Annotated in this window: 11 protein-coding genes; all 11 read right to left on the bottom strand. The window is 62.0% G+C overall.

The window, feature by feature from the left end; translation table 11 throughout:
• Positions 1-48: 48 nt before the first annotated feature.
• The 11 genes from Q0931_RS10825 to Q0931_RS10775 all read right to left on the bottom strand — a co-directional run bounded on the left by Q0931_RS10825 (position 49) and on the right by Q0931_RS10775 (position 12,076).
• Positions 49-1,035 (bottom strand): aldo/keto reductase, encoded by a 987-nt coding sequence (locus Q0931_RS10825; protein ID WP_299260149.1) that lies wholly within the window; start codon positions 1,033-1,035, stop codon positions 49-51.
• A gap of 190 nt (positions 1,036-1,225) precedes the next feature.
• On the bottom strand, positions 1,226-2,194 hold the full coding sequence (locus Q0931_RS10820) for a C-terminal binding protein (protein ID WP_299260146.1): 969 nt from the start codon (positions 2,192-2,194) through the stop codon (positions 1,226-1,228).
• A 36-nt stretch (positions 2,195-2,230) separates the two neighbouring features.
• Positions 2,231-3,247, bottom strand: coding sequence for an L-idonate 5-dehydrogenase (locus Q0931_RS10815; RefSeq protein WP_299260144.1), 1,017 nt, complete (start codon positions 3,245-3,247; stop codon positions 2,231-2,233).
• 76 nt (positions 3,248-3,323) lie between these two features.
• Complete coding sequence (locus tag Q0931_RS10810) at positions 3,324-4,094, bottom strand: glucose 1-dehydrogenase (RefSeq protein WP_299260142.1); 771 nt, start codon at positions 4,092-4,094, stop codon at positions 3,324-3,326.
• An 11-nt stretch (positions 4,095-4,105) separates the two neighbouring features.
• Positions 4,106-5,464 carry a GntP family permease gene (locus Q0931_RS10805; protein WP_299260140.1) on the bottom strand — a complete coding sequence of 453 codons (1,359 nt, stop codon included), beginning with the start codon at positions 5,462-5,464 and terminating at the stop codon, positions 4,106-4,108.
• 161 nt (positions 5,465-5,625) lie between these two features.
• A complete protein-coding gene (locus Q0931_RS10800) occupies positions 5,626-6,195 on the bottom strand; it encodes a hypothetical protein (RefSeq protein ID WP_299260138.1) in 570 nt (189 codons plus the stop codon).
• Positions 6,196-6,218: 23 nt separating this feature from the next.
• Positions 6,219-7,721: a fumarate hydratase gene (locus tag Q0931_RS10795; protein WP_299260136.1), complete on the bottom strand. Its 1,503-nt coding sequence runs from the start codon at positions 7,719-7,721 to the stop codon at positions 6,219-6,221.
• A 167-nt stretch (positions 7,722-7,888) separates the two neighbouring features.
• The gene (locus Q0931_RS10790; protein WP_299260134.1) at positions 7,889-9,169 is read right to left on the bottom strand and encodes a TRAP transporter large permease; all 1,281 of its coding nucleotides are present in this window, start codon (positions 9,167-9,169) and stop codon (positions 7,889-7,891) included.
• Entirely contained in the window at positions 9,166-9,816 is a 651-nt protein-coding gene (locus Q0931_RS10785) for a TRAP transporter small permease (protein ID WP_299260132.1), read from the bottom strand. Before Q0931_RS10785 ends, Q0931_RS10790 begins: the two co-directional genes overlap by 4 nt.
• A gap of 27 nt (positions 9,817-9,843) precedes the next feature.
• Positions 9,844-10,806: a TRAP transporter substrate-binding protein gene (locus Q0931_RS10780; protein WP_366941609.1), complete on the bottom strand. Its 963-nt coding sequence runs from the start codon at positions 10,804-10,806 to the stop codon at positions 9,844-9,846.
• 145 nt (positions 10,807-10,951) lie between these two features.
• Complete coding sequence (locus Q0931_RS10775; RefSeq protein ID WP_299260130.1) at positions 10,952-12,076, bottom strand: hypothetical protein; 1,125 nt, start codon at positions 12,074-12,076, stop codon at positions 10,952-10,954.
• Between the last annotated feature and the right edge of the window lie 16 nt (positions 12,077-12,092).

The raw sequence follows: 12,092 nt of genomic DNA, 5'->3' as shown, positions 1-12,092 counted from the left end.
GCATCTGCCGAGGCTTTTGGTTAACACGACGCATTATCGGGGCGTGATTTACACGAAACCGACTACCTCATGGGGCACGTAGGGCGCCTCGAGCTGTTCGATTTCGGTCTCGCTCAGCGTGATCTCGAGGGCCCCAAGGGCCTGATCCATGTGATGGGATTTGCTGGCCCCCACGATCGGCGCCGTGATCCCCGGCTTTTGCAGAAGCCAGGCCAGCGCGATCTGCGCCGGTGACACGCCACGAGCCTCAGCCACCTCATGCAGCGCTTCAATCACGGGCGTGTCGCGCTCAAGGCCCAGTTTCCAGGCCCGCATCTGCTCGTCGCTTTTGGCGCGCGTGGTCTGGCCTTCACCGCCCACCGGCTTGCTGCCGGCCAGAATGCCGCGCGCCAGCGGGCTCCAGGGAATCACGCCCACGCCCTGATCGATGCACTGCGGGATCATCTCGCGCTCTTCCTCGCGATAGATGAGATTGACCATCGGCTGCATGGTCGAAAATTTCGTCCAGCCGTTTTTCTCGGCAATGTGCTGCGCCTTGGCAAACTGCCAGGCGTGCATGCTGGAAGCGCCGATATAGCGCGCCTTGCCGGACTTCACCACCTCATGCAGGGCTTCCATCGTCTCCTCGATGGGCGTGTCGTAATCCCAGCGGTGGGTCTGATAGAGATCGACATAGTCCATCCCCAGCCGCGTGAGCGAAGCATCGATGGCGTGATGGATGTGCTTGCGCGACAGTCCCTGCTCGTTGGGCGTCCTGTTGCCGGTCGGGTTATAGACCTTGGTGGCCAGCACCACCTCTTCACGGCGGGCAAAGTCTCTCAGCGCCCGCCCCACGACCTCTTCGGAGGCACCGTCGGAGTACATGTCAGCGGTATCGAAAAAATTGATGCCGGCATTGAGCGCCTGCTCGATAAAGGGTCGACTCTGTCGATCATCCAGCACCCAGTCACGCCACTGCGGCGTGCCATAGGTCATGGTGCCCAGACACAGCGGTGATACCTTGAGCCCGGTACGACCCAGATTGCGATAGTCCATGAAGCGCCCTCCTCAACTCGATTACGACTGATTCACTCGGCCATCCTTTCAATTAGCCGGCTAACAGCATGGCAAGGATTGAGCATCTGGCAAGTTATCGATGTGATTGGTGAGGAACATAAAAAAGCGGAGAAGCGCCAGGCGCTTCTCCGCGATCAACAACCCAGGGGAGAACCATCGAGCCGGCACGTCAGGGTTGCGCCAGTACCTCAGGGTTCAGAATATTGCGCGGGCGTCTGCCGGCCACGACATCCACGGCGTTTTGCGCCGTGCGCGCCTTGAGCTCGGCGTAGGACTCCTCGGTATAAAATCCGGCGTGCGGGGTGAGAATCACGCGCTCGAATCGGGTCAACGGATGTCCTGCGGCCAGCGGCTCCTCTTCGAGCACATCAAGCCCGGCGCCGAAGATCCGACCCGCCTTTAGCGCCTCGACCAGCGCGTCGGTATCCACCACCCCACCGCGCGCGGTGTTGATCAGGATGGCATCCGGGCGCATCGTGGCAAGCGCATCGGCATTGATCAGGTGATGCGTCTGCTCGATCAGCGGCAGATGCAGCGATACCACCTGCGACGAGGCCAGCAGCTCCTCGAATGACACCACCGCCCAGCCATCACCCGTGGTCTCCCCCGGGCTCAGACGCGGATCGCACAGCACGACCTCAAAGCCCAGACCTGCGGCCTTGCGCGCTGTGGCCATGCCGATGGCCCCTGCGCCGATGACGCCGAAACGCCGCCCGCGCAGCTGAAAGATCGGCTGCGCCGGCGCCAGAGAAGGCTGCCCCTGACGCAGACGCCGATCAAGACCTGTCACGTCACGCAGCACGGCAAGCGAGAGCATGATGGCGTGGTCAGACACCGCCTCGGTGCCATAGTCCGGCACGTTGCACACTGCCACACCATGGCGGGTGGCCGCCTCGACATCCACGGTATCTACCCCGACCCCGTAGCGTGACACCACGCGCAGCTCAGGCAGCGCCGCCAGCACCTCGGCGGTAATCTGTCCGTACTGCACGATCAGCCCCTGGGCATCACGGGCATTTTTGATGATGCCCTCGGGTGTTGCGTCCTGACACAGCGTCAGACGACCGCCGGCAGCATCAACACACTCGCGCTCAATCTCGACGCTTTCATGATCACAATCGGTAATGACAATGTGCATTTCTTGCCTCCTGCGCAACGGACATTCGTCAGTGCCTCAGTCCTGCGGCCAGAGACGCACCAGCACCTTGCCGGAGACCTGAGCATCCTTCGCCGTGGCAAAGGCTTCCACGGCCTGGTCGGCCGGCACTTCGTGGGTGATGACCTGGTCAAAGCGCTCATCACGGGTCAGCAGCTCGATGGCCTCATCCACTTCCTGGTTGAAACGGAAGCAGCCGCGCAGCTGGATCTCTTTTGAAATCAGCATGGCAAGCTCCAGCGGCTGGGCACCGGCACCCATCATGCCGATCTGGGCGATGACACCGGCCCGACGCACGGCGCGAATGGCGGTGTCGATCGAAGCCGGCACGCCGGAGCACTCCAGCGCCACATCATAGGCTTCAGCGTCGGGCGTCTGCTCACCGATGCGAATGGTGTGATGCACACCCAGTGCGCGAGCGCGCTCAAGCGGGCCCTCAAACACGTCCGTGGCGGTGACTTCGCGCGCGCCCTTTGCCAGTGCTGCCGCGGCCGTCAAAAGTCCGATCGGGCCGGAGCCACAGACCAGCACCCGTTTGCCTTCCACACCGCCGGCCACGTTAATACCGTGCAGGGCCACGGCCAGCGGCTCGGTCAGCGCGGCACGCTTGAGCGAGAGGCCTTCGGGCAGCACGCGAATCATGCCTCGCGTCACCACCAGATATTCACTCATGCCGCCCTGGGTATGGGGCGTGGTGGATGCCGAACCCAGATAGGCACCCTTTGGCCACAGATGCGGCAACTCTTCAAGGCCCGGCTGGCACTCGCCAAAGGTCGCCGGGTGGAAGGTCACCGGCGTGCCCGGGGCCAGCTCACCGGAAGGGTCCAGATCGACGGTGCCCGAGAGTTCGTGACCCGGGATCAGCGGCTCGCGGACAACAAAGGCGCCGTTGGCCCCCTCAAAGTAGTAGTGCAGATCGGAGCCACAGATACCGCCCCAGGCAATGCGTACCCGCACCTGCCCGTCCTGCGGCTCGGGCGTGGCCCACTCCTGCTCGCGCAGGTCCTGTTTGCCATGAATGACCAGTGCTTTCATTGTCATGCTCCGTTGCATGCCCAAAAATGGGAAGACGCAGACAGCGCAAGGGCCCCGCGGCCCCTGTTCAAAAGGCTCAGACCACCGAGGTCATGCCGCCATCCACGAAAATGTTCTGCCCCGAGACAAAGCTTGAGGCATCCGAGCAGAGATAGAGCAGCGTGCCGACCAGCTCCTGGACGTTGCCCCAGCGCTGAGCCGGCGTACGTGATTCGACCCAGCTGTTGAAGGCTTCGTCCTGCCACAGCGCCGTATTCATGTCGGTCTTGAAATAGCCCGGCGAGATGCAGTTGACCTGGATGTTAAAGCGTGCCAGATCCGCCGCCATGCCCTTGGTCAGCATTACCACACCGCCCTTGGACGCCGAATAGGGCGCGATCGTCTGGCGAGCCAGCATCGACTGCACCGACCCGATATTGACGATCTTGCCGTGACCGCGCTCGGACATGTGACGCGCCAGTGCGTTGGCCACATAGAACGTGCTCGACAGGTTGGTGGCAATCACCGCATCCCAGTCGTCGGGCTCGAACTCGGCAAAGGGCGCGCGGCGCTGAAGGCCGGCGTTATTAACCAGAATTTCCGGCACGCCGTGGGTCTCGACCAGACCGGTCAACGCCGTTTTGACCTCGTCGCTGCGAGTGACGTCAAAGGTCACGCCGAACGCCTCGGCACCGGTGGCCTCCACAATGGCCTGCACCGCCTTTTGAACCGTGTCTTCACTGCGCCCGTGAATGATGACGCGGGCGCCCTGCTCGGCAAGGCCCTGGGCCAGAGCAAAGCCCAGACCACGTGAGGAGCCGGTGATCAGCGCCAGCTTTCCCTTGATATCAAACGGGTTAACCGCCATGAAAACGTCCTTTAGAAGATAATGAACATGATGTAGGCCAGCACGAAACCGACCAGGGACTCGATGGTCTGCTGAACGGTCCAGGTCTTGAGCGTGGTGCGCACATCCATGCCCAGAAGACGTCCGACCAGCCAGAAGCCCGAATCGTTGACGTGACCGGCAAAGACGGAGCCGGCAGCCGTGGCCAGCGTTACCGCAATGACCTGCATGGTGCTGTAATCACCCGTGGCCACAGCGGGCGCCATGAGACCGGCTGCCGTTACCAGCGCTACGGTGGCCGAGCCCTGGGCCAGACGCATGACCACTGCCACCACATAGGCAGCCAGAATCACCGGCAACCCGAGATCACCCAGCGAGTCTGCCAGCGCATCGCCAATGCCCGAGGCGCGCAGCACCCCGCCGAACATGCCGCCGGCACCGGTGATCAATACCACCGAGCAGATCGGCCCCAGCGAGCTTTCAAGAATCTTTTCGATGGCACTGCCGTTTTCGCCGCGACGCGTGCCCAGCACGATGGCGGCCACCAGCACCGAAATCAGCAGCGCAATCGGCGTGCTGCCCAGCGTCGACAGCACCTGAAACCAGGTCTGGTCGGCATCGGCCATGCCGGCCGCGCGCAGAAAATCCAGCCCGGTATTCATGAAGATCAACACCAGCGGCAACAACAGCATTCCGATGACGGTTCCGACCGACGGCGGATTTTTGACCTCGTCATCGTCGACACCGCCAAAGAAACTCTCGGCCAGCTGAAAGCTGTAGTGTTTGGCGCAGAATTTGCCCCACAGATAGCCGGAGAGATACCACATGGGCAGGATGATCACGAGACCGGCCAGCATCAAAAGCCCCAGGTTGGCACCATAAAGCTCTGATGCGGTGACCGGCCCCGGATGCGGCGGGACAAACACATGCATGACGGAGAAGGCCGCAGCTGTCGGAATGGCGTACAACAGAATCGGCCCACCCAGGCGACGCGCCACGGCGAAGACGATCGGCAGCATCACGATCAGGCCGGCATCAAAAAAGATCGGGAAGCCCATCAAAAGCGACGCCATCCCGAGCGCCAGCGGTGCACGCTTTTCACCGAACAGCTCGATCATGCGATCGGCCAGTACGCGTGCGCCACCGGAGTTTTCGACCAGCCGCCCCAGCATCGCACCGAGGCCCACCAGCAGGGCAACAGCGCCCAGGGTCTTGCCGAAGTTATTGACCAGCGTCGGCACGATCTGGTTAACCGGAATGCCGGTGGCAAAGGCCGTGATCAGGCTCACCAGAATCAGCGCCAGAAAGGCGTGCAGCTTGAAACGAATGACCAGTATCAGCAGCGCCGCGATGGCTGCCGCCGCGATCCCCAGCAGGGGGCCGGCCGTCATTGTCTGTGTCCAACCATCCATTTTTGTGTCCCCTTGAACGAACCCCTGCCAATAACGAACGTTATGGCCCGAGGCATCTTACAGGAGGGGACCCCCCCCGGAATCAGACCTAAGTCTATAGACCAGGGGATAATGTCACCGCAGCACAGATCAGACCCCGTTCAGCGTCGCAGGGCATCGAAAAGCTCCTCGCCCATGGTTGGGCACCAACGGGCCAGGACAGCAGCGATCCCCACCCCCAGCAGGGTCAGAAGCGGCGGCCCCCACTCGAGCGTCGCCGCCGAGGAGAGATAGAGGTACAAAAAGAACAGCATCATCACCGCGCCCCCGATCAGAGCGCCGGAGCGGCGACCGGCGATAAACACCGCGGCCAGCACGCCCAGCGCCGGGATGGCGACGGACAGGATGCTGATTCTCGTCCCCTGCTGCGCGGAGCCCGAGAACTCGTGGACCAGCCGCAGCCCGAGCTGCCACAACAGCATATAGACCGCCACCGGTGCGACCATGGCGCCACTGAGTCGTCCCATGAACCCCAGAGCTGCACTCGGGTCCTGATTGTTGCCGTGATGACCGGCCATGGTTGCCTCGCTTGAATGGTAAAAGGGAAAGGACGTCATTAGACCATCGTCACCCGGACGCGTTAAGCCCGCCGGATCAATCCCCGAGACGAAGGCAGGTGCCGGGTTGTCTTCCATACGACAGCGCCGCCCCTGAAAGGAGCGGCGCGGCATGATCGATCACACCGGTGGCGGGCTCAACGACGCGCGATGATCTCCTGCCATTTCGCCGGCCCCTGGGTGTGCACGCTGTCCCCACGGGTATCGACCGCGACCGTCACCGGCATGTCCTTGACGTCAAACTCGTAGATCGCCTCCATGCCGAGATCTTCAAAGGCCAGCACCTTCGATCCCTTGATCGCCTGCGCCACCAGATAGGCCGCGCCGCCCACCGCCATCAGATAGGCTGCGCCGTTGTCGCGGATCGCCTCGATGGCGATCTGACCACGCTCGGACTTGCCCACCATGCCCAGCAGCCCGGTCTCTTCCAGAATGGTGCGGGTAAACTTGTCCATGCGCGTGGCGGTGGTGGGACCAGCCGGCCCCACGACCTCGCCAGCCATCGGGTCGACCGGCCCGACGTAGTAGATAAAGCGGCCCTTGAGATCGACCGGCAGCGGCTCGCCCTTCGAAATCATGTCGACCATACGCTTGTGCGCCGCGTCACGTCCGGTCAGGAGCTTGCCGGAGAGCAGCAGCGTGTCACCCGGTGACCAGGTGGCGACCTCTTCGGGGGTAATGGCGTCCAGGTTGACGCGCTTGACGCCCTCGCCCGCCTCCCAGGCAATCTCCGGCCAGTCGTCAATTTCAGGCACCGGCAGGGTCGCCGGGCCGCTGCCGTCGAGATGAAAGTGCACGTGTCGGGTGGCCGCACAGTTGGGGATAATCGCTACGGGCTTGTTGGCCGCATGGGTCGGGCAGTCCTTGACCTTGATGTCCAGTACCGTGGTCAGACCGCCCAGCCCCTGAGCGCCGATGCCGAGGCGATTGACCCTGTCAAAAAGCTCCAGGCGCAGCTCCTCGGCCCGATTTGAGGCGCCGCGGTCCTGAAGCGCCTGAATGTCGATCGGCTCGAGCAGCGACTCCTTGGCCATCTTCATCGCCTGTTCGGCGGTGCCACCAATGCCGATGCCCAGCATGCCCGGCGGACACCAGCCGGCGCCCATTTTTGGCACCTGGTCGAGCACCCAGTCCACCACGCTGTCGGAGGGATTAAGCATGGCGAACTTCGATTTTGCCTCGCTGCCACCGCCCTTGGCCGCCACGTGAATCTCGACCTGATCACCCGGCACCAGCCGGTGATGGATGATCGCCGGCGTATTGTCCTTCGTGTTGCGACGCGCGCCGTCCGGGTCTTCCAGAATCGAGGCACGCAGAATGTTGTCCGGATGGTTATAGGCCCGACGCACCCCCTCGTTGATCATGTCATCCAGGCTCATGTCGGCATCCCACTGCACGTTCATGCCCACGTTGATGAACACGGTGACGATCCCGGTATCCTGACAGATGGGGCGATGACCGGTGGCACACATGCGTGAGTTGATCAGGATCTGAGCGATGGCATCACGCGCGGCAGGGTTTTCCTCGCGCTGATACGCCTGATGCATGGCATCAATGAAATCCTTCGGGTGGTAATAGGAGATGTACTGCAGCGCGTCGGTGACGCTGTCGATCAGGTCATTCTGGCGAATCACGGTCATGACACGTTTTCCTTCCTTTCGATTCTCAAGCAACGCGCCCTTGAACGCGTCATCCGGTCGAAGTGAGCTCCTCGGCGACCGGCATCATACGCCTGTCTGCCCTCTGCGACGAGTCGTCACAGGGGCAGACAGGCAGAGGACGGATCGAAATAAACCGCGATAACGCCCTACATGCCCAGCAACTCGGGCAGCCCGAGCGAGATAAACGGCACGTAGGTAATCAGCATCAGGAAGCTGATCAGCAGCAACAGCCACGGGCTGGAGGCGCGAATAACGGCCGTCAGGGGCTGCCCGGTCACGGCCGAGGCCACGAACAGGTTGAGTCCGGTCGGCGGTGTGAGCATGCCGATCTCCATGTTGACCACCATGATGATGCCCAGATGGACCGGGTCGATGCCCAGCTGCATGGCGATCGGGAACAGGATCGGCGCCAGAATCAGAATGATTGCTGAAGGCTCCATGAAACTGCCCGCCACCAGCAGGATGATGTTGACCACCAGCAAAAACGCAATCGGCGAGAACTGCTGATCGACCACCCAGGCCGTGATCGCCTGCGGAATCTGCTCGGTCGTGAGCACGTGGGCAAAGAGCATGGCGTTGGCGATGATGAACATCAGCACGATGCTCAGCTTCGCCGCCTCCAGAATCACCTTCGGGCACTCGCGCCAGCTGATGTCGCGATAGACCACCAGCGCCACGAAGGCGGCATACACCGCTGCTACCGCCGCCGCTTCCGTGGGGGTGAACATGCCGGTGTAGATACCGCCCAGAATGATCACGATCAACATCAGCCCCCAGAAGGACTTGCGCGCCAGCACCAGCGTCTCTTTCAGGGGCACCCGCGGCAGCGCCGGCATCTTTTTGATGCGCGCGATAATATAGATCGCAATCATCAACAACAGGCCCAGCATCAGGCCCGGCACCACACCCGCCATGAACAGTTTGCCCACCGACGTCTCGGTCGCCGCGCCATAGACCACCATCACGATCGACGGCGGGATCAGAATCCCCAGCGTGCCGGCGTTGCAGACAATGCCGGTGGCAAACGACTGGGTGTAGCCCGAACGCACCATGCCGGCAATGACCACTGAGCCCACCGCGGCAACCGTCGCTGGTGATGAACCCGACAGGGCAGCAAAGAGCACACAGGCCATGACCGAGGCGATCGGCAGACCACCGCGAAAATGGCCCACGCAGGCGTTGGCGAAATCGATCAGCCGCCGCGCCACACCACCGCTGGTCATGAAGGCGCCGGAGAGCAGAAAAAACGGGATCGCCAGCAGCGTGTAGTGTTCGGACGTTTCAAAGAGCTTGATGGCCAGCGAGCGAATCGAGTCCTGACTGAACAGCAGAATCGTCAGCGCCCCCGAAAGCCCCAGCGAGATTGCGATTGGCACGCTCAAAAACAGCAGCACGAACAGGGCGATAAACAAAAAGGCAATGGTCATGGCCGTGATTCCTTCGACGTGCCCGGATGGACATCGCTCGCCAGCTTGAGTGCATCAGCGGCCTCATCCGCCATCTGCAGCCCGTTTTGTTCACCGCGCAGGGTCAGCACGAACGCCTCCACAAGGCGTACGATCACCAGCGCAAATCCGAGCGGCACGATCATCGCAATGTGCCACTGCATGATATGAAACTCATCGAGATCCTCGGCCCCGAGTCCCGCACCACGCAGCGCCGCGACCCAGTCATAGCTCGACACCATCATCAGCACGGCGTAGCCCAGCACGATCAGCAGGACAAGCATTGAACAGACACGTCGCAGCGGTGCGCTGAAAGTGCGCACCAGCAGGTCGACGCCGATATGGGCGCCGGTGCGAATGCCATAGGAGATCCCCAAAAAGATCAGCCAGCCAAAGCAGGCACGCGTCAGCGCCGAGCTCCAGGTCATCGCCTGGACGACATCCAGGAGTGTGTCGCCCACGGCAAACAGCGGCGCTTCCAGCGCCGGGAACGCGTCGGCGCCGGCATAAAACACCACATAGAGGTTATTGAACATCACGTAGACAAACGTGATCAGCGTCATGGCCGTTAAAAAGAGGGCCACCAGGCCCTCTTCAAGATGGTTCCAGAGATTGAGCAGTGTCTTCATTGCCATGATTCCCGAGGCGCTAACGTATCAGCCCGCACTGTTGGCGGTTTCGGCGGCCTTGATCAGGTCGGCACCGATCTGGCCTTCAAATTTCTTCCACACCGGGCGCAGCGCCTCGCGCCAGTCTTCACGCTGCTCGGGGGTAAGTTCGATGATCTCGCTGGTGCCGGCATCAATGATGGCCTGACGGTCATGGTCGTTGATGGCACGCGCCTGATCGTTGACTGAAGCCGTGACCTCATCAAGAATCTCGCTCAGCTCGCCTCGAACATCTTCCGGCAGACCGTTCCAGAATTTGGCGTTGGTGATCAGCATATAATCCAGCACGCCGTGGTTGGACTCGGTGATGTAGTCCTGTACCTCATAGAATTTCTGGCTGTAGATGTTGGACCAGGGGTTCTCGGCGCCGTTGACCACCCCGGTCTGCAGGCCCTGATAGACCTCGGCAAAGCTCATCTTGCGCGGAACGGCCCTGAGTTCCTTGAACTGTTCATCAAGCACATTGGAGGCCTGCACGCGGAACTTGAGCCCGCGCGCGTCCTTCGGCTCATGCAGCGCCTTGTTGGCAGAGAGCTGCTTCATGCCGTTGTGCCAGTAGCCCAGCCCGAGAATGCCCTTGTCTTCCATCGAGTTAAGCAGCTGCCTGCCTTCATCGCTGGCCTGGAAGCGGTCGACGGCGGCCAGATCATCAAAGAGAAACGGCAGGTCAAAGATCTGAATGGCCTCGTTGTACTTGTCGAACTTGGCCAGCGACGGTGCCAGCATCTGCACATCGCCCAGCAGCAGGGCTTCCATCTCCTTGCCATCGCCGTACAGCGACGAGTTCGGGTACACCTCGACCTTCACACGGTCACCCATGCGCTCCTTGACCAGCTTTTGAAACATCAGCGCGCCCTGCCCCTTGGGGGTGCTGTCCGCCACCACATGGGAGAACTTGATCACGATGGGGGCGTTGTCACCGGCCATTGCGGGCGTGCCGAAAGAGAGCATGCAGGTCGCGCCAGCCAGACCCAGCGCACGGACAAGAGAGACAGGAAACATGGGCATTTCTCCACAATAGGCTATTGGGACGCCGACACAGGGCAGGAAGGCGCCATCCTGAGTGCATATACGGCCGTTTGGAGAGAAAAGCGTATTAGACTTTAGCTATTTCCCGACCGTTGGCGCGCTTTATGGTCAGCATCATCCAGAAAAGCGGTCGAATCAGCCAAATCCAGAGCTGCCGACCAAGCCATAGAAGTGGCAGCGCGATCACAAACCAGAGCAGAAACTGGCCCAGTTTCACCGGCCAGCCCAGCCAGTGGGCCAGATTGGCTCCAAGGCCGCTGATCAAGGAGGGATGACGCGCCACGACCCAGGCCGTGGCGCCAACGGCGGCCAGTTTTGCCGGCCGCGACAGACGGGTAAAGCGAAGCCCGGCCGGGACCAGCGCCCGGCTACTTCGCAGCTCCCCGCTGGCGCCTGCGGCCGTTCGGCTTTCCAGAGCGCCGGCGCGCATCGCCCGACCGGCGCGCAGCCACTTGATGGTGCCTGCCATCATGACCACATCGACCCCGGCCCAGGCAATGTCCGCCGGCCCTGCGGCATTGGGCCCCTGCACGGTGCGCTCCAGATCGCGCAGACCGCCGGTAAAGAAATCGCTCACGTTTGATACCAGCCGCTCACCCTGCAGCCAGTGCACCACCTGGTGTTCGTCCACCACGAACTGATCGAGAAAGCCGTAGCCGCCCTCCTGCATAAAGGCGACGGCGTAGAGCCCACGCTGATGCGCCGTCAGGCCGGGCTGATCGTCTATTCCGGAAGCATCGTCCTGATCCACCGGCGGGTCATTCCACCAGCCGGCAATGGCGCCCCGAGCCTCACGGTAGCGCTGCGAGGCCCAGTGGCGTGCGCTCAGGCTGGGCACCTCATTGTCATGAAACCAGACCACGGGCAACACGGCGTCGGGGCCGAACCGCGAGAGTACCTGCTGAAAGCCGGGCTCAAAGCCGTATTCGGTCAGTACCTCGCGGGCGGTATCGCCATGACGCACCAACGCCAGTGCGCCGTTGAACACCAGCGCCTGATCATCGGACCAGGAAAGGAACAGGGTATTGAGCGCCTGTGACTCATCATTTAACGAACGTGCCACCGTCGCGGGCAGGGCATCAGCAGCCGAGACGCGCAGAAAACGTGATTCAAACGGCGTCGCCGTCGCCGCAGCCGAGAGTGCGCCGGCGACCAGAACGGCCGTCAGCACAAGCAGGAAAAACCGGGTCATTTAATCGCCCACCGGG

Source organism: uncultured Kushneria sp., assembly GCF_947497025.1.
GTDB lineage: Bacteria > Pseudomonadota > Gammaproteobacteria > Pseudomonadales > Halomonadaceae > Kushneria.
The sequence above is the reverse complement of the archived record's forward strand: the minus strand, read 5'-3'. Positions and strand labels throughout refer to the sequence as shown.